This window comes from Streptomyces sp. NPDC057249 (genome assembly GCF_042669245.1).
Classification (GTDB): domain Bacteria; phylum Actinomycetota; class Actinomycetes; order Streptomycetales; family Streptomycetaceae; genus Streptomyces.
Genome location: NZ_JBHUXS010000015.1, coordinates 1 through 26,296 on the forward strand (window position 1 = coordinate 1; position 26,296 = coordinate 26,296).

Below are 26,296 nucleotides of genomic sequence, written 5' to 3' on the forward strand. Positions count from 1 at the left end.
GGCCCGGTCCCTTCCGGATGACGGAAGGGACCGGGCCCGCGGTCGTTTCGTTACGGGGCGCTCAGACCTGGGACAGGGCCTCGGCGGGGGAGGGGGCCGGAGTCCGCTCGGCGAGCGGGATCACCGGCAGCAGGGTCTCCTCGCCCAGGAACACCTTGCGCACCACGCGCTCGGCGGCCCGCCCGTCGTCGTAGTCGCAGTACCGCTCCCGGAACGCCGTGCGCAGCGCCGCCGCCTTCTCGTCGCACCACTCCTTCGAGCCCAGGATCTCGGTCAGCCGCTCCTGGGTCGTCGCGACGGCGCCCGGGGGCTCGGCCATCAGGTCGAAGTAGGTGCCCCGCACCACCCGGTAGGTGTCCCAGTCGTCCGCGTGGATGACGATGGGCCGGTCCAGGTTGGCGTAGTCGAACATCGCCGAGGAGTAGTCGGTGATCAGGGCGTCGGCCGCGAGGTAGAGCTGTTCGACGTCGCCGTGGGCGGAGACGTCGATGATCCGGCCGCCGGCCTGGAGCTCGGCCGTCCGGCCGGCGGGCTTGTAGAAGTAGTGCCCGCGCACCAGCAGGGTGACGTCCGGGCCCAGGTCCTCGGCCAGCTTCGCCAGGTCGAGCCGGGGCGTGAACGACTTCTCGTACTCGCGGTGGGTCGGCATGTACAGGAAGGCGGTCGTGCCGTCCGCGAGGCCCAGCTCCCGCCGGGCCGCCACGACGTCCGCCGCGGTGGCGTTGACCAGCACGTCGTTGCGCGGGTAGCCGGTCTCCAGCGTCTTGTACCGGCAGGGGTAGACCCGCTCCCAGACGGTGGTCGAGAACCGGTTGGACGACAGGCTGAAGTCCCAGCGGTCGCACCGGCGGAGCAGCTTCTCCATGTCCATGTTGGTGGACGCCGGGTACTGCGCCTGGTCGAGACCCATCGTCTTCAGCGGGGTGCCGTGGTGGGTCTGGAGGTGGATCTGCCCCTCGCGCTTGACGATGGTGTCGCCGAAGTTGACGTTGTTCGTCAGGTACTTGGCGCGGGCCATGACCGCCCAGTACTCGCGTGAGCCGACGATGACCTTCTCGACGCCCTCGGGCACCCGGTCGCGGTGCTCGGCACGCACCGCCCAGACCCGGCGCACCTGCGGCGCCAGCCGGCCCAGCTCGGCCTCGATGGCCGCCGGGTTGCAGGAGTGGCCCCGGCCCCAGTACGCGGAGAAGACGGCCAGGTTCTCGTCCACCGGCAGCCGCAGCTGCGACCGGTAGAACACGCCGAGGGCCGCCCGCTTGGCCCGGCCGATACGGGCCTGCCCGCCCAGACGCGCGCGGTGGCGGACGTTGTTGGCGCGGGTCAGGCCGAAGAACGCGGAGTACGAGTCGAGGCCGAGCAGCGCGTACTTGTAACCGCGCCCGCCGGCCGGCCGCTCGAAGCCCTCCGGCAGCCGTGCGCGGTAGTCCTTCGCGGCCCGGTGGAAGAACTCGGCCCGCGCGTTGCGCGGCAGCCGGCCCGGCTTCTCCAGCACGGTCAGGAAGTGGTCGACCATCTTCCGGAACAGCGCCGGCCGCCAGGAGGCCAGGTCCGGCCGCTCGTCCAGGAACGCGAACACCCGGTCGTACTGGTCGAAGACGTCGAAGTGCTTCCGGCTGACCGTGCGCAGGATGTTGCCGCCCTCACGCCGCTGCCGGTACATCACGCAGGAGCGGTCGAGCACCGCGATGCGCTCCGCCGCGATGAGCGAGCTGTACGTCCATGGGGCGTCCTCGTAATAGCCGGGCGGGAACTGGAACCCGTGCCGGGTGACGAAGTCGCGGCGGTACGCCTTGTTCCACACGATCTGGAGCAGGTCCAGGAGCTGCGGGCGTTCGGCGAGCGAGAAGACGGCCGGGCCGTCCTCGGTCATCAGGTCGGAGCGCTTGTTGCGCAGCAGCCGCCCGTCCCAGTAGGTCCGGGTGTAGTCGTAGACCAGGATGTCCGGGTCGCCGGTCGCGTCGAGCCGGGCCGCTATGGCCGACAGCGAGCCCGGTGCCAGGGTGTCGTCGCTGTCCAGGAAGAGGACGTAGTCACCGGTGGCCTCTTCGAGACCCGCGTTGCGCGCCCGGCCCAGGCCGACGTTCTCCGTGAGGTGCAGCACACGCAGCCGCTCGTCGCGGGCCGCGTAGGTGTCGAGGATCGCGCCGGAACCGTCCGGGGAGCAGTCGTCGACGCCGATGACCTCGAAGTCGGCGAAGTCCTGCCCGAGCACGGAGTCCAGACACTCTCCGATGTACCCCTGCACGTTGTACGCAGGCACGATGAGTGTCAGTCGAGGCATCGTCCACCAGTTCCAGAGGGCTGTCCGCAAGGGCTTTACGAGGGGGCGCGGTCGGACCGTGCGACAGTGGTCGGCGTCCGGCACCCGGACAGCGTAATTGATCGCCCCAACCGCCTCCGGAGGGTGCCGGGGGCCTTCCGCGTAGGGTGGAACGCCGACGGGGCGCAGCAGCTGACAGGAGACGCACGAACATGACCTGGATGGTTACGGGTGGGGCGGGATTCATCGGTGCGCACGTGGTGCGCGCGATGGTCGCCGGTGGTCAGCGGGTGGTCGTGTTCGACGACCTGTCGACCGGAAGCGCCGACAAGGTGCCCGCCGGCGTTCCGCTGGTGACCGGCACGGTCCTCGACCGCGAGGCCCTGGACGCGGCGATCCGCGAGCACGGCGTGACCGGTGTGGTGCACGTCGCGGGCAAGAAGCAGGTCGGCGAATCCGTCGAGCGGCCCCTGTACTACTACAAGGAGAACGTCACCGGCCTGGAGGTCCTGCTGGAGAGCATGGCCGACGCGGGCGTCGACCGGCTGGTGTTCTCCTCGTCGGCCGCGGTCTACGGCATGCCCGACGTCGACCTCGTCACCGAGACGACGCCGTGCGCGCCGATGAGCCCGTACGGCGAGACCAAGCTGGTCGGCGAGTGGCTGATCCACGCCGCCGCCAGGGCACACGGGCTGCGCGCCGCCTCGATGCGCTACTTCAACGTGGCGGGCGCCGCCTCGCCGGAGCTGGCCGACGAGGGCGTCTTCAACCTCGTCCCGATGGTCTTCGAGCGCCTGGAGGCCGGCGAGGCCCCGCGCATCTTCGGTGACGACTACGACACGCCCGACGGCACCTGCATCCGCGACTACATCCACGTCGAGGACATCGCCTCCGCCCACCTCGCCGCCGCCCGCCGGCTGGAGGATGCCGAGCCCGGCACGGACCTCACGCTGAACATCGGCCGCGGCGAGGGCAGCTCGGTGCGCGAGATGGTCGACCGCATCCTCAAGGTCACGGGCAACGAGGACGCCACCGCCGAGGTCTCGGCCCGCCGCCCCGGCGACCCGGCCCGCGTGGTCGCCTCCGCCGAGCGCATCAGCCAGGAGCTGGGCTGGTCGGCGCGGTACGGCGTGGACGAGATGATCGAGTCCGCCTGGCAGGGCTGGCGCCTGCGCCACCCGTAAGCACGGCCGCACGAAGGGCCCGGCGCCGCTCCACGGGGCGGCGCCGGGCCCTTCGCGTACCGCGGGGCGGTCCGGGTCGCGGGATGTCGTCGCTTTTCCTCCGGATGGGGCGGCAATGGGCGGGCAAGAGCCGTTTTGTTCACTGAAGTGCGGCAGAATCTCAGTAAGGTCCCCTAGGTAGCGGCCCTGCGGCCGCCGTCACATCTCATCGTGGGGGCAGGAACTGTGAAGGCTCTCGTACTCTCCGGTGGGGCCGGCACCCGGCTGCGCCCCATCACCCATACCTCGGCGAAACAGCTGGTGCCGGTGGCGAACAAGCCGGTGCTGTTCTACGGCCTGGAGGCCATCGCGGAGGCCGGCATCACCGAGGTCGGCATCATCGTGGGCGACACCGAGGAGGAGATCCGCGCGGCGGTCGGCGACGGTTCGCGCTTCGGCATCGACGTCACCTACATCCGGCAGGCCGAACCCCTCGGCCTCGCCCACGCGGTCCTGGTCGCCCAGCGCTTCCTGGGGGACGACGACTTCGTGATGTACCTGGGGGACAACTTCATCGTCGGGGGGATCGCGGACCTGGTCGAGGAGTTCCGCGCGGACCGGCCCGACGCGCAGATCCTGCTGACCCGGGTGCCCGACCCGACCTCGTTCGGCGTCGCGGAGCTGGACGGGGACGGCAGGGTGGTGGCCCTGGAGGAGAAGCCGGAGCACCCCAAGAGCGACCTCGCGCTCGTCGGCGTCTACCTCTTCACCCCGGCCGTCCACGAGGCCGTCCGCTCGATCCGTCCCTCCTGGCGCGGCGAGCTGGAGATCACCCACGCCATCCAGTGGCTCATCGACCGGGAACGCGATGTGCGCTCCACCATCATCCGCGGCTACTGGAAGGACACCGGCAACGTCACCGACATGCTGGAGGTCAACCGGACCGTGCTGGAGGGCATCGAGCCGTGCACCGACGGCGCGTACGTCGACGGCGAGAGCGAGATCATCGGCCGGGTGCTGATCGAACCGGGCGCCCGGGTCACCCGCAGCCGGATCGTCGGCCCCGCCGTCATCGGGACCGGGTCGGTGATCAGCGACGCCTACGTCGGCCCGTTCACCTCGGTCGCCCAGAACTGCCGCATCGAGGACAGCGAGATCGAGTACTCCATCGTCCTCGGGGGCGCCTCCATCGACGGGGTGCGGCGCGTGGAGGCGTCGCTGATCGGCCACGACGTCGAGGTGACGCCCGCGCCCCGCAGCCCGTCCGCCCACCGACTCGTCCTCGGCGACCACAGCAAGGTGCAGATCTCCTCATGACCGGTACGCGCATCCTCGTCACCGGAGGCGCCGGCTTCATCGGCTCCCACTACGTCCGGACGCTGCTCGGCCCGGACGGCCCCGGCGACGTCTCCGTCACCGTGCTCGACGCCCTCACCTACGCGGGCAACCCGGCCAACCTGGACGAGGTCCGGGGCCGTCCGGGCTTCGCCTTCGTGCACGGCGACATCTGCGACGCGGAGCTGGTGGGGCGGCTCATGGCCGGGCACGACCAGGTGGTGCACTTCGCCGCCGAGTCCCACGTGGACCGCTCCATCGACGGCGGCGCCGCCTTCGTCCGTACGAACGTGGTGGGCACCCACACCCTGGTGCACGCCGCACACGAGGCGGGCGTCCGCACCTTCGTCCACGTCTCCACCGACGAGGTCTACGGCTCCATCGACGAGGGCTCCTGGACCGAGGACGAACCCCTCGCGCCCAACTCCCCGTACTCCGCGTCCAAGGCGTCGAGCGACCTCATCGCCCTGGCGTACCACCGCACCCACGGCCTCGACGTGCGCGTCACCCGCTGCTCCAACAACTACGGGCACCACCACTTCCCCGAGAAGGTCGTCCCGCTCTTCGTCACCAACCTCCTGGAGGGCCGGCCCGTCCCGCTCTACGGCGACGGCGCCCATGTCCGCGACTGGCTGCACATCGACGACCACGTCCAGGGCATCGAACTCGTCCGCACCAAGGGCCGTCCCGGCGAGGTCTACAACATCGGCGGCGGCACCGAACTCTCCAACAAGGAGCTCACCCGGCTGCTCCTGGCGGCGTGCGACGCCGACTGGGACACCGATGTGATCCACGTCGAGGACCGCAAGGGCCACGACCGGCGGTACTCCGTCGACTGCACCAAGATCCGCGAGGAGTTGGGTTACGCGCCGCGCAAGGACTTCGCGGCCGGCCTCGCCGAGACCGTCCGCTGGTACCGCGAGAACCGCTCCTGGTGGGAACCGCTCAAGGAGAGGGCCGCCCTGTGAGGCCCCGCTGGCTGGTCACCGGGGCCGGGGGCATGCTCGGCCGGGACCTGACGGCCACGCTGACCCGTGAGGGCGGCACCGTCGTCGCGGCGGACCGCGCGGCCCTCGACATCGCCGACCCGGCGCAGGTCCGCGCCGTGTTCGACACCCACCGGCCCGCCGTCGTCGTGAACTGCGCCGCCTGGACCGCCGTGGACGACGCGGAGAGCCGGGAGGCCGAGGCGCTGCGCGTCAACGGCACCGGACCCGCCGTCCTCGCCGACGCCTGCCGCGCCCACGGCAGCGTCCTGCTGCACGTCTCCACCGACTACGTGTTCGCGGGCGACGCGGACCGGCCGTACCCGGAGGACGCCCCGACCGCCCCCCGCAGCGCGTACGGCCGCACCAAACTGGCCGGGGAGCGCGCGGTCCTGGAGACCCTGCCGGACACGGGCCACGTGGTGCGGACGGCCTGGCTCTACGGCGCGGGCGGCGCCAACTTCGTCCGTACGATGATCAGGCTGGAGTCCGTCAAGGACACCCTCGACGTGGTGGACGACCAGCGCGGACAGCCCACCTGGACCGTCGATCTCGCCTCCCGGCTGGTCCTGCTGGGCCGCGCCGCGCTCGACGGCACCGCTCCGGCCGGCGTCTACCACGGCACCAGCGGGGGCGCGACGACCTGGTACGGGCTGGCCCGCGAGGTCTTCCGGCTGCTGGGCGCCGACCCGGACCGGGTCCGCCCGGTCGGCAGCGCCGCCTTCGCCAGGCCCGCGCTCCGGCCCGCGTACAGCGTCCTCGCGCACGACCGCTTCCGGGCCGCCGGCATCGACCCGGTCCGCGACTGGCGCGCGGCGCTGCACGCGGCCTTCCCCGCGCTCCTCGCCGCCGAACGCCCCGGTCAGCGCCCGGCCGGGCTGAACGACGGCTCACCGGCCCGGACCCCCGGCACCGCCGGACCCTCCGCGCGCAGCCGCGCGTAGTACGCCTCGCACGCCGCGTACGAGGGCAGCAGCCCGCGCTCCTCGGCCTCGGCGAGCGTCGGGGCCGAGGCGTCCTTCGGCGAGAGCAGCGGCGCGATGTCCGCGGGCCACTCGATGCCCAGGTCCGGGTCGAGCGGGTCGACGCCGTGCTCCCGCTCCGGCGCGTACCCCTCGGAGCAGAGGTACAGCACGCACGCGTCGTCGGTCAGCGCCATGAACCCGTGCCCGAGCCCCTCCGCGAGGTAGACCGCCCGGTGGTCGGTGTCGTCCAGCCGGACCGCCTCCCACCGCCGGTAGGCGGGCGAGCCGGTGCGGAGGTCCACGATCACGTCCAGCACCGCGCCCCGCACGCACTTCACGTACTTAGCCTGGCCCGGCGGCACGTCCGCGAAGTGGATGCCGCGCAGCGTGCCCCGGCGTGAGCTGGAGAAGTTGGCCTGCGCCAGCCCCAGCGTGTGCCCGGCCGCCGCGCCCAGGTCCGCGGCCCTGAACCACTCGTGGAAGCTGCCGCGGCCGTCCGGGAAGACCGTGGGCTCGTGCACCCAGGCCCCGGGAACGGAGAGCCGACGCATGCGATCACATCCTGTTCGCAGTCCGCGGGGCCTCTGCGGCCCCGGTGTCCCTGCTCAACGAGTCCGGGGACCGAACAGACACGGAACGGGACATAAGGCGACGAAAAGGTTTCCACGGTGCGGAACGCGAAGGCGCCGGATTCCGCTCTCGCGTAGATTGCGGGGTCCAGCGAGCGAATGCGGGGGACCGGGTGTCAGGGGCAAGGCAGGGCGTGACGGAAGCCCGCAGGATCGTGGTCAAGGTCGGTTCCTCCTCCCTCACCACCGCCGCCGGCGGCCTGGACGCCGACCGCGTCGACGCCCTGGTCGACGTACTGGCCAAGGTCCGCGACGGCGGCGAACGCGAGGTCGTCCTCGTCTCCTCCGGTGCCATCGCGGCCGGACTCGCCCCGCTCGGACTGCACCGCAGGCCCAAGGACCTGGCCCGCCAGCAGGCCGCCGCCAGCGTCGGCCAGGGGCTGCTCGTCGCCCGCTACACCGCCTCCTTCGCCCGCTACGGCATCCGCGTCGGCCAGGTCCTGCTCACCAGCAACGACACCAGCCGCCGCGCCCACTACCGCAACGCCTACCGCACCCTGGACCAGCTCCTCGACATGGGCGCGCTGCCCGTCGTCAACGAGAACGACACCGTCGCCACGGACGAGATCCGGTTCGGCGACAACGACCGGCTCGCCGCCCTCGTCGCCCACCTGGTCCGCGCCGACCTGCTGGTCCTCCTCTCCGACGTGGACGGCCTCTACGACGGCGACCCGAGCATCCCCGGCACCACCCGCATCGCCGAGGTCACCGGTCCCGCCGACCTGGCCGGGGTCAGCATCGGCAGCGCGGGCAAGGCGGGCGTCGGCACCGGCGGCATGGTCACCAAGGTCGAGGCCGCCCGGATCGCCACCGCCGCCGGCATCCCCGTCGTCCTCACCTCCGCGAGCCACGCCGCCGACGCGCTGGCCGGCCGTGACACCGGCACCTACTTCCACCGCACCGGCCGCCGCTCCGCCGACCGCCTCCTCTGGCTCGCCCACGCCTCCACCCCGCGCGGCTCGCTGACCCTGGACGACGGGGCGGTGCAGGCGGTCGTGGAGCGCCACAGCTCACTGCTGCCGGCCGGGATCGCGGCGGTCGAGGGCGAGTTCGCCGCGGGCGACCCGGTGGAGCTGCGCGACCTGCGGGGGCGGCCCGTGGCGCGCGGGCTCGTCAACTTCGACGCCAAGGAGATGCCGCAACTCCTCGGCCGCTCCACCCGGGACCTCGCCCGGGATCTCGGACCCGCCTACGAACGCGAGGTCGTACACAGGGACGATCTCGTCCTCCTGGACGGCTGACGCCCCCCGAAACGGCTGAAAGTCCAGCCTCAGGACCGAGACCTTCACGAAAACCGCCCCACACCGGGCCGCGGACTGGTCCACTTTGTAGCAGGGAAACTGCGGGGTACAGCAAAAGCAACACATCACAGGAGGCCGCCGGTGAGACGAGCGCGCCCGGGGGCGCCGCCCCGAGGAACGGGTGGCCGCACCCTGACCAGTGTGGGAGCGGGGGCCGGCTTCGACGGGAGCGGTCCCGCGGACCGGAGGGACGAGCGCCCCGCCCGGCCGGAGCCGGGACCGGCCGGCCGGGAGCACACCCCGTCGAAGCTGTGGCACGTCACCCTCTGCGTCTCCGGGACCGAGTTCCCGCTGAAGGAGGTCAGGCGCGGGCTCGAACAGCTCGCGCACGACCACCCCTTCCTGCTGACCAGCCGTTACGCCAACGACCACGCGGAGATCCGCTACTGGGAGGAGGCCCGCGACCTGCACGACGCGGCGGCGGTGGCCCTGCGGCTGTGGGGCGAGCACCGCTCCACCGCCGGCCTGCCGCCCTGGGCGATCGTCGGCCTCGAAGTCATCGACCGCGAGACCTACCACCAGCGCGTCGCCGAGGGATACGGGCCGCCTCCGGCCGCCCCGGTCGGCGTCCACCCGTACTGACCCGGCCCCCGCCGGTGAAACGGCCGTCTCGCATCACGGGATGCGTGCGGAATGCCCGCAGGGTGCGCACTACTCTGCGGGCATGACCACGCTCTCGCCGTACGACAACATGTCTCCCGTGGCCCAGGCCGCCTACCGGGCCCGCTCCGCCGCCGCCGACATCGCGCCACTTCCGCGCGCGGCGAAGGACGACGCCCTCCTGGCGATCGCCGACGCGCTGGAAGTACGGACGAGCGACATCCTCGCGGCCAACGCCGAGGACGTGGCGCGCGCCCGTGAGGCGGGCACCAGCGAATCCGTCGTGGACCGGCTGACCCTCACCCCGGAGCGCATCCGCGCCATCGCCGCCGACGTACGGCACGTCGCCGCCCTGCCCGACCCGGTCGGCGAGGTGGTGCGCGGCTCGACCCTGCCCAACGGCATCGACCTGCGCCAGGTCCGGGTGCCGCTCGGTGTCGTCGGGATCATCTACGAGGCCCGGCCCAACGTGACCGTGGACGCGGCGGCCCTGTGCCTGAAGTCGGGGAACGCCGTCCTGCTGCGCGGCTCGTCCTCCGCCTTCGCGTCGAACACCGCCCTGGTGCGGGTGCTGCGCGACGCCGTGGGCGGCTCCGGACTGCCGGCCGACGCGGTGCAGCTGGTCCCGGGCGAGAGCCGTGACTCGGTGCGCGAGCTGATGCGCGCCCGGGGCCTGGTGGACGTGCTCATCCCGCGTGGCGGCGCCTCGCTGATCCGCACCGTGGTCGAGGAGTCCACCGTCCCCGTCATCGAGACCGGCACCGGCAACTGCCATGTGTACGTCGACGCGCAGACCGACCTGGACATGGCCGTGGAGATCCTGGTCAACTCCAAGGCCCAGCGGCCCAGCGTCTGCAACGCGGCGGAGACCCTGCTCGTCCACAAGGACGTCGCCGACGCCTTCCTGCCGCGCGCGCTGGACGCCCTCGCCGAGGCCGGCGTGACCGTGCACGGCGACGAACGGGTGCTGGGTTACGCCGAGGGCTCCAAGGCGACGGTGGTGGCGGCGACCCCGGAGGACTGGGAGACCGAGTACCTCTCGTACGACATCGCGGCGGCCGTCGTGGAGTCGCTGGACGCGGCCGTGGCGCACATCCGGCTCTGGTCCTCCGGCCACACCGAGGCCATCGTGACCACCTCGCAGGCCGCCGCCCGCCGCTTCACCCAGCTGGTGGACTCCACCACGGTGGCCGTCAACGCCTCGACCCGGTTCACCGACGGAGGCCAGTTCGGTTTCGGCGCCGAGATCGGCATCTCCACCCAGAAGCTGCACGCCAGGGGCCCCATGGGCCTGCCCGAACTGACGTCGACCAAGTACATCGTCACCGGCGACGGCCACGTGAGGTGACCCGGTGACAGGCGAATGCGCCGTCTCCCTGCCCAAAGCGGCCCGCCGGGGCTAGTCTGAAACCGTGGCGGACGACGCGGGGGGCAGGCCGTACCCGAACGGCTGGGAGCCCGACGACGACCGCGGGGGCGCGGACGAGGACTTCGCCTCCGTGGTGTTCGACGAGGACTTCGTACGGGCCGCCGAGTTCCACGAACCGACCGCCGTCGAGCGCCTGCTGGCGGCGGCCGAGGCGCGCGCGGAGGCCGACGCCCGGCGCTCCGGCGCCCGCGGCGGACCCCTCGACGACGAGCTGTACGACGCGGGCTACGGCCCGGGCGGCTACGGCGGCCCGGACGGCTACGACCCGTTCGACGCGGACGACTACACCGAGCAGGGCCCCTACGGACGCCACGGCGGCGCCCTGCGCCCGTACCGGGGAGCGGCCCGCTGGCACCGCCCGGTCGCCTGGCTGCTGGCCGTCCTGATGGGCGTCGGCATGGTCGCCCTGGCCTTCAGCGCGGTCTACCGCAACAGCTCGGGGGACCGGCAGGACCAGGTCCCGCCGCCGGCCTCCACCGGTGTGGACAGCGCGCCCGGCCCCGGTCCCGGCTCCGCCCCCTCGGACGCGGACGACCACGCCCGCCCGATGGTCTCCGCCGTCCCGCGCACCCCCTGACCCGGGCGGCCCCCGCCGGGGTGCTCCGGCCCGCCCCGTCCTCCGTCCGGCGGTCCGGTGGAACTCCCCGGTGGTTGCCGGGCGTCACCGCGTTTACCGTCGTCGTGTTCGACCCACCCTGAAGGTATGACCCCTCCTCCGCCCGAAGAGGGGACTTCTCACGGAGTCGGGAGAAGTCATGGCACACCGCGGAGATCCACCCGACGGCCCGGCGGAGCACCGCGCGCACGGCCCGGACGACGAGTACGGCTCACTCGTCTTCGACGAGTCCTTCGTGCGGGCCGCCCGGCTGCAGGAATTCTCCGCCCAGGAGCGCATGGGGCAGCACGCCCGCGCCGTCCGCAGTCTCCCCGGACGGGCCTATCGCAGCGGCTCCCGGATCGCCCTCGCCCTGATGGTCCTCATCGCCCTGGCCTTCGGCACGGCCGTCTTCATGGGCCTGAGCCACCCCTACGAGACTCCGGCCGCCGCCCGCAAGCCCGAACCGCTGCGGATGACCCTCGTCCCGCTCGCCCCGCGCGGCGCCGTCCCCGCGGGCACCCCCGCCGCCCTGTTCGCGAACAGCCCCGCAGCCCAGCACGCGAAGGGCAGGGACGGCATCAACCCGCCGCCGGCCCGGCACACCGCCGACTTCTCGGAGAGCGAGGTGAGCGCCGCCCTGGCCACCGTCAAGGACTACCTGGCCGCCTCCTCGCTCGACCCCGACGTCCTCAGCGGGAACGCCGTGCGCCCCGTGGAGGCGCTGCTCGACCCGGACCAGATGGAGCAGTTCGACCACAGCGTCGACGAGCCCTACGACGACGGGCAGCACGCCGCGACCGGCTGGCTCGTCCGCTTCGACCCGGCCGAGGTCACCCCGGACCCCGAGGTCCGGGTCCGGGGCACCCTGCGCTACCTCCAGACGGGCTCCGACACCCTGGAGGTCGTGTCGGACCACACCTTCACGTACGCCCTGCGGCCCGCCGTGTCGGGCCCCCAGCCGAAGGGCGGCGCCTCCCTCTTCACGGTGCGGCGGGAGATGCGCTTCCGCTTCGACCGGGAGGACCTGAGGCTGCATCGGCTGGAGGTGCGGACCAGCTACCTCCAAGCGGGCCCGCAGTCCTGCCCGGCCGACGCCTCCGGAGCCCTGCGGCCGCTGCTCGCCGGCCAGCGGGCGGTCTCGCGCGGACCCGCGGGCACCGACCCGTACGCCACGGGCCGGCCCGTCGCCGCGCTGTGCGGGACGCTGGAGGTCAGCTCCCTTCCGCCGAAGGCCCCTGCGAGCCCTCAGGGCCCTCCGTCCCCGACGGCTTAGCGGAACCGCCCTTGGCGCCGCCCCCGCCGGTGAACTTGTCGCGCAGCTTGCCGCCCAGGTCCCCGGCGCCGCCCGCTATGTCACCGACGAGCTTCATCAGCGGGTCCTTGCTGTTGCGCACCGAATCGGCGTAATGCGAGGCGGACTCCTTGAACGAGTCCGTCACCGAGGTGTCCTTGTCCTCGTCCCGGCGCGGGTAGTGGCCGTCCATGATCCGCTGGTATTCGCGGGTCTCCGACCACTTCTTCAGTTCGGCGGCGCGGACCGTGGTGAACGGGTGCGAGCGGGGCAGCACGTTGAGGATCTTGAGCACCGAGTCGCGCAGGTCGCCGGACTTCTCGTACTCGTCGGCCTGGGCGAGGAACGCGTCCACGTTCATCTCGTGGAGGTGGTTGCCACCGGCGATCTTCATCAGGCCGCGCATCGACGCCTGTATGTCCTGGCCGACCAGCAGCCCGGCCCGGTCCGCCGACAGCTCCGACTTGCGGAACCACTCGCGCAGCGCCGTCACGATCGCCATGATCGCGACGTTGCCCAGCGGAATCCAGGCGACCTTGAGCGCCAGGCTGGTGAGGAAGAGGAGGATCGTGCGGTACACCGCGTGACCCGACAGGGCGTGTCCGACCTCGTGGCCGATGACCGCCCGCATCTCCTCCTCGTCCAGCAGCTCGACCAGGCCCGTGGTCACCACGATGATCGGCTCGTCGAGCCCGATGCACATGGCGTTGGGCTTGGGGTCCTGGTTGACGTACATCGGCGGGACCTTCTCCAGGTCCAGGATGTAACAGGCGTCGCGGAGCATGTCGTTGAGGTGGGTGAACTGGGCGTCGCTCACCCGGACGGAGTCCGACAGGAAGAGGAGGCGCAGGCTGCGCTCGGGCAGCAGTCCGCTCAGCGCCTTGAAGACGGTGTCGAAGCCGCTCAGCTTGCGCAGCGCGACCAGCGCGGAGCGGTCCGCCGGGTGCTCGTAGGCCCGGGAGGAGATCCCCGGGAAACGCTTGCGCTGCCTGCTCGGTACGCGGTCCTGGCTCTCGTGGCTGCTGGTCATGACATGGGCCCCCTGTGTTCGTGCGAGACGTCGCTCGCCCCCTGACGCCGCCCAGCCTAGGTGCTGGGGCTACGGTGTGCGGGGGGCTGTGGATAACTGAGGAGACGCCCGACATGCCGCACACCGTTGCTCTGTTCGCCGCCGCATCCGGGGACCAGGGCCCGGGCAACACGATCCGCATCGTGCTGGTCGCCTCCTTGCTGGGAGCCGCACTGCTGGCCTGGTTCCTGCTCCGCGGATACCGCAACGACGACAACAACGACTGAGTCGGCGTGAGCGTGCCCGTGACCCCCGCATACGATGTCCGCGACGTCTTCCCCCGACTCCCGATCGATAGGTCCTGCCGAAGATGAGCCTCACGAGCACCGCACACCAGCTGGTCACCGTCGCCGCCGAGGGCGAGCACGGCGGCAATCACGACAGCCTCATCCCCGCCGTCACCGGTGGCGGCGCCCTTGTCGTGCTTCTCCTCCTCCTGTGGATCACCACCCGCTTCAACCGCGACCGCTGAGACCGAGGCGTACAGCTGTGCCAGTAGGCTCTGCACGCATGGGAGAGCAGGAAGTGCCTACCGGCCGCGGAAAGCGCCGACTCGGCGTGATGGGCGGGACGTTTGACCCGATCCATCATGGACACCTGGTGGCGGCCAGTGAAGTGGCCGCCCAGTTCCACCTCGACGAGGTGATCTTCGTACCGACCGGGGAGCCGTGGCAGAAGAGCCACAAGCACGTGTCCCCGGCGGAGGACCGTTATCTGATGACGGTCATCGCGACGGCGTCCAACCCGCAGTTCTCGGTCAGCCGGAGCGACATCGACCGCAAGGGCCCCACGTACACGATCGACACGCTGCGGGACCTGCACGAGGTCCACGTCGACGCGGACCTCTTCTTCATCACCGGTGCCGACGCGCTCGCCCAGATTCTCACCTGGCGCAACGCCGACGAACTGTTCTCGCTCTCCCACTTCATCGGTGTGACCCGGCCGGGCCATGTGCTCACGGACGACGGGCTGCCGAAGGGGGGCGTCTCCCTGGTGGAGGTACCCGCGCTCGCGATCTCCTCGACGGACTGCCGCGCGAGGGTCGCCCAGGGCGAGCCGGTCTGGTACCTCGTGCCCGACGGCGTGGTCCGCTACATCGACAAGCGCCAGCTGTACCGCGGCGAGTGAGCCACGGAGAGGGGCACCGGTGAACGACCGACAGAACCCGTACGACCCGTACTACCAGCAGCCGCAGATCATCGGCTACGACGAGTACGGGCAGCCGGTGTACCAGCAGCAGCCGGAACAGCAGCCGTACGACCCGTACGCGCAGCAGCCGCAGCAGTCCGACCCGTACGGAGGCGAGGCGCCCCAGGGCGGCGGGCAGGGGTACGGCTACGACCCGTACGCGCAGCAGGGGCCCCCCGCCCCGCCGCAGCCGTACGACCCCTACGCGGCCCAGCCCCAGCAGGCCCCGCAGCAGGACTACGGGTACGACCCGTACGGGTACGAAACGGGGCAGCAGCCCCTCCACGACACCGGCCGGCAGCAGCCCGTCCACGACACGGGGCAGCAGCAGCCCGTCCACGACACCGGCCGGCAGCCCGCCGCGGTCGACACGACCCAGCAGTGGAGCATCCCGCAGCAGGCCCCCGCGCCCGCCCCGGCCGCCGCGCCCCGTGAGCCCGAGCCGCGTCCGGCGCCGGACGCGGCCGTGCCCGGTCAGCGCCGAGGCGGCGACGACTACCGCACCGAGCAGTTCGCCTTCATCGAGGAGCCCGACGAGGACTCCGAGGACGTCATCGACTGGCTCAAGTTCACCGAGAGCCGCAGCGAGCGCCGTGAGGAGGCGCGCCGCCGGGGCCGCCACCGGATCGTCGCGCTGCTCGTCGTCGGCGTCCTGGCCGTGCTCGGCGGCGTCGGGTACCTGTGGTCGGCGGACAAGATCCCCGGCATGTCCGACGGCGAGAAGGAGAACACCGCGACGACCGGTCCGCAGCGCCGGGACGTCATCGTGGTCCACCTCCACAACACCAAGTCCGGCGGCACGTCCACCGCCCTGCTCGTCGACAACGTCACCACCAAGCAGGGCACCACGGTCCTGCTCCCCAACTCCCTCGCCGTCTCCGACGAGGACGGCACCACCACCACGCTCGGCAAGTCGGTCGAGGACGACGGCACGTCCGGGACCCGGGACTCCCTGGACGCCCTGCTCGGCACCGACATCAGCGGGACCTGGCGGCTCGACACGCCGTACCTGGAGAACCTGGTCGACCTCGTCGGCAACATCGAGGTCGACACCGACACCGCGGTGCCGGGCGCCAAGAAGGGCTCCGGCGACCTGGTGAAGAAGGGCGAGGCGCAGACCCTCAGCGGCCAGATGGCCGTGGCGTACGCCACGTACCGAGGGCCCGGCGAGGCCGAGGCCAAGCAGCTGATGCGGTTCGGGCAGGTCATGCGCGGGGTGCTGCGCAAGATGTCCGACGACCCGCAGGCCGCCACGGTCACCGTCCAGACGCTGGCCCAGATCCTCGACCCGTCGCTGCCCGAGAAGGACCTCGGCGCGTCGCTGGCGAAGCTGGCCGAGCACGCCAAGATCGGCGACTACAAGACGGCGCTGCTGCCGGTGCAGGACGACGGCACGCTCACCGACGCGGCCACCGACAGCGTGGTCAAGGACATCCTCGGCGGTACGGTCAAGGCGCCGTCGGCCGACGGGGTGGTCCGGGTCGGGATCAAGAACGCCACCGGTGACACCGGCTCCACCGAGTCCGCCCGGGGCAAGCTGGTCAACGGCGGTTTCGCCTTCGTCAACAGCGGCAAGGCCGACGCGGTCGCCTCCTCGCAGGTGGTCTATGCCGGGGCGGCCGACAAGGAGAAGGCGACCCAGGTCGCCAAGACCCTCGGGCTGCCGGCGGGCTCGGTCCGGAAGGGCAAGCCGGCCGGGAACGCGGACGTGTCCGTCCTCCTCGGCCAGGACTACAAGGCCGAGTAGCCGCGGAGCGGTCGCGGGAGGTCCGGAGCCGAGCGGCCCGGGCCTCCCAGGGCGGTTCACGGGCGGGCCGCGGAATACGGCTGCGTGGGCGAGCGGTTCCCCGTGAGACCCTAGGGGTCTATCCGACCGACGACGAAAGCCTGCTTGTGACCGCCACTGACCGCTCCATCGAGCTCATCAACGCCGCCGCCCAGGCGGCCGCCGACCGGCTCGCGCACGACATCATCGCCTACGACGTCAGCGACGTGCTGTCGATCACCGACGCCTTCCTGCTGGCCTCGGCCCCCAACGACCGCCAGGTCAAGTCGATCGTCGACGAGATCGAGGAGCGGCTCCAGAAGGAGCTCGGGGCCAAGCCGGTCCGCCGCGAGGGCGACCGCGACGCCCGGTGGATCCTCCTCGACTACGTCGACATCGTCATCCACGTCCAGCACAGCGAGGAGCGGGTCTTCTACGCGCTGGAGCGCCTGTGGAAGGACTGCCCCGAGCTCGACCTGCCCGAGGACGCGGTGAAGACCCGCGGCAAGGCCGCCGAGCACGCGCAGCTCAACGGCGGTACGGAAGGTGAGCAGAGCTGAACGGCAGCAGGAGCGGCAGGGGCCGCAGGATCGTCCTCTGGCGCCACGGCCAGACGGCATGGAATCTGGAACGCCGGTTCCAGGGCTCCACGGACATCGAGCTGACCGAGACCGGCGTCGCGCAGGCCGCCCGGGCCGCCCGGCTGCTCGCCTCGCTGAAGCCGGACGCGATCGTGGCCTCCGACCTGCGGCGGGCGGCGGCCACGGCGGCCGAGCTCGCCGCTATCACCGGGCTCGACGTGGTGCACGACGCGGGTCTGCGTGAGACCTACGCGGGCGCCTGGCAGGGCCTGACCCACGAGGAGATCGTGGAGCGCTACGGCGAGCAGTACGCCGCCTGGAAGCGCGGCGAGCCCGTGCGGCGCGGTGGCGGCGAGCTGGAGACCGAGGTCGCCGACCGGGCCGCCCCGGTGGTCCTGGCGAACGCCGACAGACTGCCCGACGACGGCACGCTGGTCGTCGTCAGCCACGGCGGCACCATCCGGACCACCATCGGCCGGCTGCTGGGCCTGGAGGCGCACCACTGGGAAGGGCTCGGCGGGCTGACCAACTGCTGCTGGTCCGTGCTCGGCGAGGGCGCCCGCGGCTGGCGGCTGCTGGAGCACAACGCCGGCACCCTGCCCGAACCGGTGCTCGGCGACGACACCTGACCGGCCGTCGCCGGCCGCTCTCCGGGGCGGCGGGGGCCGGATTTCACTTTCCGGCTGGTCACAGGCTAAAGTTCTTCTTGTTCGCAGCGCGAGAGCGCAGGGAAACACAGCGGACAGCGGGGCTATAGCTCAGTTGGTAGAGCGCTTGCATGGCATGCAAGAGGTCAGGAGTTCAATTCTCCTTAGCTCCACAATCGGAAATCCCGTCCCCGTCAGGGGGCGGGATTTCCGCATGTGCGGTCAGCGGTCCTCAGCGCCCCGGCGGTGCGCCCGCAGCGCGGCGAGCAGCGCCCCGCTCTCCTCGTCGGCCGGGGTGTACGTGACGATCCGGCACTCGGGCAGCCCGTTGATGGTCAGCGACACCGAGGTCATCCGTATCTCACCGGCCACCGCCCAGTGCCGGAAGGTCTTCACGCGCCGCCCCGGCGGGACGACGTCCCCGCTGCGCCACAGCTGCGCGAAGTAGGGGCTGGCCTCCGACAGCTCCGCGATGAACGTCTCCCACGCGGGCTCGCCCACATGGCGCCCGTAGCCGCTGCGCAGGGTCGCCGCCATCAGGGGAAGCTCCTGGGAGCGGTGCACGACCGGACAGTCCTCGTCCGAGGCCGTGAACAGCGACCACAACGCGTTGCGGACCTTGGTGCCCCGCATGGTCGGGATATCGAAGATGTCCCGGTAGCCCGGATTGGTCGCCAGGACGTCGTAGCGCGCGTTGTAGACGACGGCGGGCAGCGGGTCGAGCGCGTCGATGATGCCCTGGATCTCCGCGCCGACCTCGAAGGTGTCGGACTCCCTCCCCGGCATGAAGGCGACCCCCGCCAGTTCGTACAGGTGCTCGCGCTCCGGGGGGTCCAGCCGCAGCGTCCTCGCCACCGCGTCCAGCACCTGCGGGGACGCGTTGATCGGGCGGCCCTGCTCCAGCCAGGTGTACCAGGTCACGCCGACGCCGGAGAGCTGGGCGACCTCCTCGCGGCGCAGCCCGGGGGTGCGGCGCCGCAGGCCCGGGGCCATGCCCACGTCGGCCGGGGTCACCCGGGCCCGGCGGCCGCGCAGGAAGGCGGCGAGCTCCGGCCGCCTGCCCGTCGCCGGTCCGCTCCGCCGCGTGCGCTGTTGTGCCGTCACCGTCGTCACGCCCCCCATCGTCGGTGCTGCGCCCGGCCGTTGCCAGGTGCTGCCAGTACCAGCATCGGCGGGCTCTCGTTACCCGTATGCGTACGGCACCAGCCTGGAACGCATGACCGCGACATCCGAAACGACGGCACCACGCTCCGTCACCAGGAGAACATCCACCACTGACAAGGCACCTGCCCGGCTGCTCGCCGTCGTGCTGACGGCCCAGTTCATGGCCATGCTCGACATCTTCATCGTGAATGTCGCGGCGCCGACGATCCGTACCGAACTCGGCGCGTCCGGAGCCCAGTTGCAGCTGGTGGTGGCCGGATACACCATCTCGTACGCCGTCCTCCTCGTCGCCGGCGCCCGGCTCGGCGGCGTGTTCGGCCTCGGCCGTGCGCATCTGACGGGGCTCGCCGTCTTCACCGCGGCCTCGCTCGCCTGCGGGCTGGCCGCGGGCCCGGGGCAGCTGATCGCCTTCCGGGTGATCCAGGGAGCGGGCGCGGCGGTGATGATCCCGCAGGTGCTCAGCCTGATCCAGCAGCACTTCACCGGGGCGGCGCGGGTGCGCGCGATCGGCGCCTACAGCGCCGTGCTGGCCACCGGGGCCGCCGCCGGGCAGGTGGTGGGCGGGGTGCTCGTGAGCGTCGACCTGTTCGGTGCGGGCTGGCGGCCCGTCTTCCTGGTCAACGTCCCGATCGGGCTCGCCCTGCTGGTGGTCGGCGCGCGCGTGCTGCCGGGGGAGCCGCGGACCGGGGCGGCCCGGCGGGAAGCGCGCGCACGCGGGTTCGACCCGGTGGGGCTGGTGCTCCTGGCGGTGGCCGTCACGCTGCTGACCGTGCCGCTGGTGCTCGGCCAGGAACTGGGCTGGCCGGACTGGACGTGGGTCTGCCTGCTCGCCTGCGCGCTGGTCCTCGCCGGCTTCGTCGCGTACGAGACACGGCTCGCCGCGCGCGGCGGTGCGCCCCTGATCGCGCCCCGCGTGCTCCGGTTGCCCGGAATCGCGGTGGCGGCGGTGCGCATCCTGCTGGTCATGGCGGCCAACGCGGGCTTCCTCTTCACACTGACCCTGCACCTCCAGGGCGGCCTCGGGTACTCGGCGCTGCACGCGGGACTGATGTGCGCGCCGACCGCGGCGGCCTTCGGCGCGGCCGGGCTGACCTGGCGGCGGTGGCCGGCCCGGCTCCAGCGGCACCTGGTGCCCGGAGGGTTCGCGGTGCTGGCCGCCGGCGAGGCGGTGACCGGACTCGCACTGCGGGGCGGAGAGGGCGGGAGCGTCGCCCTGTACTCGGGTTTCGTGCTCATCGGCGTGGGTATGGCTCTCGCGTTCAGCCCCAACCTCGCGGGTGCCCTGGCGGACGTACGGCCGCAGGACGCCGCCGACGCCAGCGGTGTGCTGGTGACCGTGACCCAGCTCGGGCAGGTCATCGGCGTCGCCGCCATCGGCACCCTCTACCTCAACCGCCTCGGTGGCCCGGGGCCGCAGGGGTCGGGGCACGCGCTGTGGGTCTGCGAGCTGGCCCTGGCCGCCGTGGCGTGCGCCGGGGCGGTGGCGGGGCTCGTACGGCGGCGGCGGACGGGAGTGGCGGTCGGCTGACCCCCTTGCGGGGTCATGGCAGAATCGGACCGCCGGAGGGGGCGACGGACCGAACGGGAGGGTGTGCGCGATGCCTGGGAGCCGCCACGAGGTCCCGCAGCCGCCTTTCTTCCGCCGGGGCCGGAGCTGATCCATGGGTGCACACAGGCGGAAGTGCGACTGGTGCGGCAGCGGTACGCCCATCGTCAGGGACATGGACCCGGTCAACGCGGACTACCAGTACTGGTGCGAGGAATGCGCGCGGGCGCTGATCATAAAAGGCGACCCCATCGAGACCTACCGGGAGCTGGAGGGGGAGCCGATCTACGGCCGGCTGCTCGAAGAGCACTGCACCCTCAAACGCTTCTACTCCTTCGCCACGGCCTGACCGCTTCCCCTCCGCCGGCGGGTGAAAACCGGACGGAGGGGAATCGATTTGGTGGACGGCCCGGGTGACCGGTACTGTTCTCGATGTCGCCAGGGAGACCGGGCGGCACGACGAGGGGCTATAGCTCAGTTGGTAGAGCGCTTGCATGGCATGCAAGAGGTCAGGAGTTCAATTCTCCTTAGCTCCACAGTGAAGAAGGAGCGGCGGGTCATCCCAAGTGGATGGCCCGCCGTTCTGCGTGCGAGGGCCGGTCGGCGGCCGTTGCCCGGAGGGCGACCGGCTCGGTGCGGTACCCTGACGCCATGCGTGCCGTAGCCCTTCTGCTTAGCGAGCCGCGCTGATCAGTCCCGACCGGTGAGAACGCCTGGTCGGCATCAGCGCGGCGTCCCCTCCTGTGCGAGGGGATTTTTCGTTTCCAAGGACGTGTGTCCGTAGACGTGGATGCCGGCAGATGACGATCGATGGAGCTTTGAGGATCATGAGCGAGACGAATACCGCAGCGGACGCCGCTGCGCCGCACCGCTACACGGCAGCGATGGCCGCCGACATCGAGGCACGCTGGCAGGACTTCTGGGACGCCGACGGCACGTACGAGGCGCCCAACCCGACCGGGGACCTGGCGGGCGACCCGGAGCTGGCCGCCAGGCCCAAGAAGTTCATCATGGACATGTTCCCGTACCCCTCGGGCGCGGGGCTGCACGTCGGCCACCCGCTGGGCTACATCGCCACCGACGTCTTCGCCCGCCACCAGCGGATGACCGGGCACAACGTCCTGCACACCCTGGGCTTCGACGCCTTCGGCCTGCCCGCCGAGCAGTACGCCGTGCAGACCGGCACGCACCCGCGGGTCTCCACCGAGGCCAACATCGAGAACATGACGGCGCAGCTGCGCCGGCTGGGCCTGGGCCACGACAAGCGCCGCTCGTTCGCCACGATCGAGTCCGAGTACTACAAGTGGACCCAGTGGATCTTCCTGCAGATCTTCAACTCCTGGTACGACACCGAGGCGGACCGCGCCCGGCCCATCGCCGAGCTGGTCGCCCAGTTCGAGAGCGGCGAGCGCGCCACCCCCGACGGCCGTGACTGGTCCGCGCTGAGCGCTGCGGAGCGCGCCGACGTCCTGGGTGAGTACCGCCTGGCCTACGCGTCCGACGCGCCGGTCAACTGGTCGCCCGGCCTGGGCACCGTCCTGGCCAACGAGGAGGTCACCGCCGACGGCCGCTCCGAGCGCGGGAACTTCCCCGTGTTCAAGGCGAAGCTGCGCCAGTGGAACATGCGCATCACCGCCTACGCCGACCGGCTGCTGAACGACCTGGACGGGCTGGACTGGCCCGAAGCCATCAAGCTGCAGCAGCGCAACTGGATCGGCCGCTCCGAGGGCGCGCGGGTCGACTTCCCGGTCGACGGCGCGGGCGGCATCACCGTCTTCACCACCCGCCAGGACACCCTGTTCGGCGCCACCTACATGGTGCTGGCGCCGGAGCACGAGCTGGTCGAGCGGATCATCCCCGCCGCCTGGCCCGAGGGCACCCACCCGGTCTGGACGGGCGGTCACGCCTCCCCGGCCGAGGCGGTCACCGCGTACCGCAAGCAGGCCGCCTCCAAGTCGGACGTCGAGCGGCAGGCCGAGGCCAAGGACAAGACCGGTGTCTTCACCGGCGCGTACGCCACCAACCCCGTCAGCGGCGAGCAGATCCCCGTCTTCATCGCCGACTACGTCCTGATGGGCTACGGCACCGGCGCGATCATGGCCGTACCGGCGCACGACGCGCGCGACTTCGCGTTCGCGCGCGCCTTCGAGCTGCCGATGCGCTGTGTGGTCGAGCCCTCGGACGACCGCGGCACCGACACCTCCACGTGGGAGGACGCCTTCGCCTCGTACGACGCGAAGCTGGTCAACTCCGCCAACGACGAGATCTCGCTGAACGGTCTGGGGGTCGTCGACGCCAAGGCCCGCATCACCGAGTGGCTGAAGGAGCACGGCGTCGGCGAGGGCACCGTCAACTTCCGCCTGCGCGACTGGCTGTTCAGCCGCCAGCGCTACTGGGGCGAGCCCTTCCCGATCGTGTACGACGAGGAGGGCATCGCCCACCCGCTGCCCGAGTCGATGCTGCCGCTGGAACTGCCCGAGGTCGACGACTACTCGCCGCGCACCTTCGACCCGGACGACGCCGACACCCAGCCCGAGACCCCGCTGTCGCGCAACGCCGACTGGGTGAACGTCACGCTGGACCTGGGCGACGGGTCCGGACCGCGGAAGTACCGCCGCGAGACCAACACCATGCCCAACTGGGCCGGTTCCTGCTGGTACGAGCTGCGCTACCTGGACCCGAACAACTCCGAGAAGCTGGTCGACCCGGCGATCGAGGAGTACTGGATGGGCCCGCGCGAGGGGCAGCCGACCGGCGGCGTCGACCTGTACGTCGGCGGTGCCGAGCACGCCGTCCTGCACCTGCTGTACGCGCGCTTCTGGTCCAAGGTGCTGCACGACCTGGGCCACGTCTCCTCGGCCGAGCCGTTCCACAAGCTGTACAACCAGGGCATGATCCAGGCGTTCGTCTACCGGGACAGCCGCGGCATCGCGGTCCCGGCGGCCGAGGTCGAGGAGCGCGACGGGGCGTTCTACCACCAGGGCGAGAAGGTCTCCCGCGTCCTGGGCAAGATGGGCAAGTCCCTGAAGAACGCCGTCACGCCGGACGAGATCTGCGCCGAGTTCGGCGCGGACACACTGCGCCTGTACGAGATGGCCATGGGCCCCCTGGACGTGTCGCGGCCCTGGGACACGCGTGCGGTCGTCGGCCAGTACCGGCTGCTGCAGCGGCTGTGGCGCAACATCGTCGACGAGGAGACCGGCGAGGTCACCGTGGTCGACTCCGAGCCCGGCGAGGACACGCTGCGTGCGCTGCACAAGGCCATCGACGGCGTCGGCGGCGACATGGCCGGGATGCGCTTCAACACGGCGATCGCCAAGGTCACCGAGCTGAACAACCACCTGACCAAGGCGGGCGGCCCGCTGCCCCGCCCGGTCGCCGAGGCCCTGGTGCTGCTGGTCGCGCCGCTGGCCCCGCACATCGCCGAGGAGCTGTGGCACCGGCTGGGCCACACGGAGTCGGTCGTGCACCAGGACTTCCCGGTGGCCGACCCGGCGTACGTGGTGGACGAGACCGTCACCTGCGTGGTGCAGGTGAAGGGCAAGGTCAAGGCGCGCCTGGAGATCTCCCCGTCGATCACCGACGAGGAGCTGGAGGCCCTGGCCCTGGCCGACCCGGCCGTCGTCGCCGCGCTGGGCGGCGCGGGCATCCGCAAGGTCATCGTCCGCGCGCCGAAGCTGGTGAACATCGTTCCCGCGTAGTCGCGGAGACGGGTGAGGGCTTTCCCCTACGGGCAGGTTGGGGGTTCCGGCGGAACCCTCAGCCTGCCCGTTCCGTTTACGGTGGAGAGGACCGGTGTACCTGTACCGGAGGCCGTCACACCATCCGAGGGGCGCTCATGGAAGCCGTGATCCTGATTCTGGGGCTGCTCGTCGTCGCCTTCATGGCCCTGGGCGTCTACGCGACGGTCAAGGTCGTCGGGGCCGCCAAGCGCGGCGTGGACCGCACGATCACGCAGGCACGCCGGACCGTCGAGGACACCACCCTGCGGGCCAAGAGCTACGGGCAGCTGGGCGTCGGCGGTGAGCTGGCGCAGCTGCGCCTCTCGCTGCGCACATCGATGCGGGCCACCCAGGAGGCCCTGCGGGCGGGTGCGGCCGAGGACGCCTCCCTGTCGGAGTCCCTGGGACTGTTCGACCGGCTCAGCGCACACGGACACGAGCTGGACGAGGAGCTGAAGGCGCTGGAGCGCGAGCCCGACAAGGCGACGGTGACCTCGCGCCTGCCGGGCCTCAAGGAGCGCACCGCGCAGATCACCCGTTCCGCCGACTCGCTGCGCTGGGCCGCCCGGGACCGGGCCCGCAAGTTCGCCGACGACGAGCTGTCGGCGCTGAACGCGCAGATCGACGTGGAGGCCGGGGCGCTGCGGCACTGGACCACGGTCGAGGAGGCGCCGGGCCCCTCGCCGGAGTGGGGCGGCGAGGCGGACCCGCCGGCCGAGGACCACCGGCCGTCGTCCGACGCGCCGGAAGAGGGCCGCCGGAAGCCGCCCGAGGCCCTCACCGCCCGGGACCCCCGGCGGAGCACCGCCTACCCGTGGCAGAAGACCGCCCGGCCCGAGACCACCAACTGACCGGTGAACGCCCGGCCGCCGGGACGCGCCGGCGCCGGGGACGGGGCGACCACCCGTGACCGAGGGTGGCAGGATGCGATGCGAAGCGACCGTGACTGATCGCTCGCGCGGGGTCGGACTGCCTACGTCGCGCCCCTGCGGGTAACCTCCGGGGCATGTCCCGCCATGTCGCGATCGTCACCGATTCCACGGCCTACCTGCCGCCTGACGCGATGCGGCGGCACGGCATCACGTCGGTGCCGCTGACCGTAGTGCTGGGCGATCAGGCCCTGGAGGAGGGCACTGAGATCTCGGCCCGTTCGCTGGCCCTGGCCCTGCAGAAACGTCGTTCCGTGACGACGTCCCGGCCCGGCCCCGAAGTCTTCGCCGCGACCTACCGGGCCGTCGCGGAGGCCGGGGCGAGCGGTATCGTCTCGCTCCATCTGTCGGCGGAGTTCTCCGGTACGTACGACGCGGCGGTGCTCGCGGCGAAGGACGCCCCGGTGCCGGTGCGCGTGGTCGACACCGGCATGGTCGCGATGGCCCTCGGCTTCTGCGCCCTGTCCGCCGCCGAGACGGCGGAGGCGGGCGGCGGGCTGGACGAGGCGGTGGCGGCGGCCGAGAAGCGCGCGTCGGGGACCGCCGCGTATTTCTACGTCGACACCCTGGACTACCTGCGCCGGGGCGGCCGGATCGGCGCCGCGCAGGCCCTGCTCGGCTCGGCCCTCGCGGTCAAACCCCTGCTCCAACTCGACGGCGGCCGGATCGAGCTGCTGGAGAAGGTGCGGACGGCCTCGAAGGCCATCGCACGGCTGGAGGAGATCGTCGCCGAACGCGCGGGCAGCGGGCCCGTGGACATCGCGGTGCACCACCTCGCGGCGTCCGAACGGGCGGACCGGCTGGCCGAGCGGCTCCGGGAACGCCTGCCCGGCCTGGCGGACCTGCACGTCAGCGAGGTAGGTGCGGTGATCGGCGCGCACACCGGACCGGGACTGCTGGGAGCGGTGGTCTCGCCGCGCTGAACCACCCGGCGCCCGGCGGAAACGTCACTCTCCGGAGTGGCCGAGTTATACACAATGAGCCCGTTGTCCACGGAAATCGCCTGTGCTCAACGGGAGGCGGCGGGACTGCCTAGCGTCCTGCTCCATGGCTTCCCGATCACATCGTGCAATCAGCGGACCCGGCGGAGCGGGTGCCGGCCCCGGCCGTGCCCCGGATTCCGAC

The 26,296-nt window shown here is 71.8% G+C and carries 24 protein-coding genes and 2 tRNA genes; 22 read left to right on the forward strand and 4 right to left on the reverse strand.

Annotated features, from left to right (window positions below; all coding sequences use genetic code 11):
- Positions 1-61: 61 nt before the first annotated feature.
- Positions 62-2,284, reverse strand: coding sequence for a CDP-glycerol glycerophosphotransferase family protein (locus ACFUJY_RS25345; protein WP_383303726.1), 2,223 nt, complete (start codon positions 2,282-2,284; stop codon positions 62-64).
- Between the two features lie 191 nt (positions 2,285-2,475).
- Between ACFUJY_RS25345 and galE the strand changes: the two genes are divergently transcribed.
- From galE to rfbD, 4 genes are all read left to right on the forward strand, one after another.
- Positions 2,476-3,447 (forward strand): UDP-glucose 4-epimerase GalE, encoded by a 972-nt coding sequence (galE, locus tag ACFUJY_RS25350; protein ID WP_383303729.1) that lies wholly within the window; start codon positions 2,476-2,478, stop codon positions 3,445-3,447.
- A gap of 225 nt (positions 3,448-3,672) precedes the next feature.
- The gene (locus tag ACFUJY_RS25355) at positions 3,673-4,743 is read left to right on the forward strand and encodes a glucose-1-phosphate thymidylyltransferase (RefSeq protein ID WP_383303731.1); all 1,071 of its coding nucleotides are present in this window, start codon (positions 3,673-3,675) and stop codon (positions 4,741-4,743) included.
- Positions 4,740-5,729 (forward strand): dTDP-glucose 4,6-dehydratase, encoded by a 990-nt coding sequence (gene rfbB, locus ACFUJY_RS25360; RefSeq protein WP_383303733.1) that lies wholly within the window; start codon positions 4,740-4,742, stop codon positions 5,727-5,729. The genes ACFUJY_RS25355 and rfbB overlap by 4 nt, the downstream gene beginning before the upstream one ends.
- Positions 5,726-6,691, forward strand: a complete 966-nt coding sequence (gene rfbD / locus ACFUJY_RS25365) for a dTDP-4-dehydrorhamnose reductase (protein ID WP_383303736.1) — start codon at positions 5,726-5,728, stop codon at positions 6,689-6,691. Before rfbB ends, rfbD begins: the two co-directional genes overlap by 4 nt.
- On the opposite strand, the gene rfbC is transcribed toward rfbD, so the two are convergent.
- Entirely contained in the window at positions 6,610-7,263 is a 654-nt protein-coding gene (gene rfbC, locus ACFUJY_RS25370; RefSeq protein WP_383303739.1) for a dTDP-4-dehydrorhamnose 3,5-epimerase, read from the reverse strand. The two genes, rfbD and rfbC, sit on opposite strands and share 82 nt — an antisense overlap.
- A gap of 212 nt (positions 7,264-7,475) precedes the next feature.
- Here rfbC and proB point away from each other — a divergent pair, with 212 nt between their 5' ends.
- The 5 genes from proB to ACFUJY_RS25395 all read left to right on the forward strand — a co-directional run bounded on the left by proB (position 7,476) and on the right by ACFUJY_RS25395 (position 12,542).
- Complete coding sequence (proB, locus tag ACFUJY_RS25375; protein ID WP_383303742.1) at positions 7,476-8,582, forward strand: glutamate 5-kinase; 1,107 nt, start codon at positions 7,476-7,478, stop codon at positions 8,580-8,582.
- A 141-nt stretch (positions 8,583-8,723) separates the two neighbouring features.
- A complete protein-coding gene (locus ACFUJY_RS25380; protein WP_383303745.1) occupies positions 8,724-9,224 on the forward strand; it encodes a hypothetical protein in 501 nt (166 codons plus the stop codon).
- Between the two features lie 82 nt (positions 9,225-9,306).
- On the forward strand, positions 9,307-10,590 hold the full coding sequence (locus ACFUJY_RS25385; protein WP_383303747.1) for a glutamate-5-semialdehyde dehydrogenase: 1,284 nt from the start codon (positions 9,307-9,309) through the stop codon (positions 10,588-10,590).
- A gap of 64 nt (positions 10,591-10,654) precedes the next feature.
- Positions 10,655-11,248 (forward strand): hypothetical protein, encoded by a 594-nt coding sequence (locus ACFUJY_RS25390; protein ID WP_383303750.1) that lies wholly within the window; start codon positions 10,655-10,657, stop codon positions 11,246-11,248.
- A gap of 178 nt (positions 11,249-11,426) precedes the next feature.
- Positions 11,427-12,542, forward strand: coding sequence for a hypothetical protein (locus ACFUJY_RS25395; RefSeq protein WP_383303752.1), 1,116 nt, complete (start codon positions 11,427-11,429; stop codon positions 12,540-12,542).
- Here the strand turns inward: ACFUJY_RS25395 and ACFUJY_RS25400 are convergent.
- Positions 12,481-13,590 (reverse strand): M48 family metallopeptidase, encoded by a 1,110-nt coding sequence (locus ACFUJY_RS25400; RefSeq protein ID WP_383303755.1) that lies wholly within the window; start codon positions 13,588-13,590, stop codon positions 12,481-12,483. The genes ACFUJY_RS25395 and ACFUJY_RS25400 overlap by 62 nt on opposite strands.
- 113 nt (positions 13,591-13,703) lie before the next feature.
- Between ACFUJY_RS25400 and ACFUJY_RS25405 the strand changes: the two genes are divergently transcribed.
- The 7 genes from ACFUJY_RS25405 to ACFUJY_RS25435 all read left to right on the forward strand — a co-directional run bounded on the left by ACFUJY_RS25405 (position 13,704) and on the right by ACFUJY_RS25435 (position 17,983).
- Entirely contained in the window at positions 13,704-13,856 is a 153-nt protein-coding gene (locus ACFUJY_RS25405) for a hypothetical protein (RefSeq protein WP_185992685.1), read from the forward strand.
- 83 nt (positions 13,857-13,939) lie between these two features.
- A complete protein-coding gene (locus ACFUJY_RS25410; protein ID WP_199563822.1) occupies positions 13,940-14,101 on the forward strand; it encodes a hypothetical protein in 162 nt (53 codons plus the stop codon).
- A gap of 38 nt (positions 14,102-14,139) precedes the next feature.
- Positions 14,140-14,757: a nicotinate-nucleotide adenylyltransferase gene (gene nadD / locus ACFUJY_RS25415; RefSeq protein WP_383303759.1), complete on the forward strand. Its 618-nt coding sequence runs from the start codon at positions 14,140-14,142 to the stop codon at positions 14,755-14,757.
- Positions 14,758-14,776: 19 nt separating this feature from the next.
- Positions 14,777-16,564, forward strand: a complete 1,788-nt coding sequence (locus ACFUJY_RS25420) for an LCP family protein (RefSeq protein WP_383303761.1) — start codon at positions 14,777-14,779, stop codon at positions 16,562-16,564.
- Between the two features lie 146 nt (positions 16,565-16,710).
- Positions 16,711-17,142 carry a ribosome silencing factor gene (gene rsfS / locus ACFUJY_RS25425; protein WP_018103223.1) on the forward strand — a complete coding sequence of 144 codons (432 nt, stop codon included), beginning with the start codon at positions 16,711-16,713 and terminating at the stop codon, positions 17,140-17,142.
- Entirely contained in the window at positions 17,139-17,792 is a 654-nt protein-coding gene (locus ACFUJY_RS25430) for a histidine phosphatase family protein (RefSeq protein ID WP_383304143.1), read from the forward strand. Before rsfS ends, ACFUJY_RS25430 begins: the two co-directional genes overlap by 4 nt.
- Positions 17,793-17,910: 118 nt before the next feature.
- A tRNA-Ala gene (locus tag ACFUJY_RS25435) sits at positions 17,911-17,983 on the forward strand.
- A gap of 49 nt (positions 17,984-18,032) precedes the next feature.
- Here ACFUJY_RS25435 and ACFUJY_RS25440 read toward each other — a convergent pair.
- Positions 18,033-18,932, reverse strand: a complete 900-nt coding sequence (locus ACFUJY_RS25440) for a helix-turn-helix transcriptional regulator (protein WP_383303765.1) — start codon at positions 18,930-18,932, stop codon at positions 18,033-18,035.
- Positions 18,933-19,026: 94 nt separating this feature from the next.
- On the opposite strand from ACFUJY_RS25440, the gene ACFUJY_RS25445 reads away from it, so the two are divergent.
- The 6 genes from ACFUJY_RS25445 (at position 19,027) to ACFUJY_RS25470 (ending at position 26,094) form a co-directional block, all read left to right on the forward strand.
- Positions 19,027-20,502 (forward strand): MFS transporter, encoded by a 1,476-nt coding sequence (locus ACFUJY_RS25445; protein WP_383303768.1) that lies wholly within the window; start codon positions 19,027-19,029, stop codon positions 20,500-20,502.
- 133 nt (positions 20,503-20,635) lie between these two features.
- Positions 20,636-20,869, forward strand: a complete 234-nt coding sequence (locus ACFUJY_RS25450) for a hypothetical protein (RefSeq protein ID WP_018103228.1) — start codon at positions 20,636-20,638, stop codon at positions 20,867-20,869.
- Between the two features lie 114 nt (positions 20,870-20,983).
- Positions 20,984-21,056: transfer RNA gene (locus ACFUJY_RS25455), tRNA-Ala, on the forward strand.
- Between the two features lie 291 nt (positions 21,057-21,347).
- Positions 21,348-24,221 (forward strand): leucine--tRNA ligase, encoded by a 2,874-nt coding sequence (gene leuS, locus ACFUJY_RS25460; RefSeq protein ID WP_383303771.1) that lies wholly within the window; start codon positions 21,348-21,350, stop codon positions 24,219-24,221.
- A gap of 137 nt (positions 24,222-24,358) precedes the next feature.
- Positions 24,359-25,093 (forward strand): hypothetical protein, encoded by a 735-nt coding sequence (locus tag ACFUJY_RS25465; RefSeq protein WP_383303774.1) that lies wholly within the window; start codon positions 24,359-24,361, stop codon positions 25,091-25,093.
- Between the two features lie 155 nt (positions 25,094-25,248).
- Positions 25,249-26,094 (forward strand): DegV family protein, encoded by an 846-nt coding sequence (locus ACFUJY_RS25470; RefSeq protein ID WP_383303777.1) that lies wholly within the window; start codon positions 25,249-25,251, stop codon positions 26,092-26,094.
- Positions 26,095-26,296: the final 202 nt, after the last annotated feature.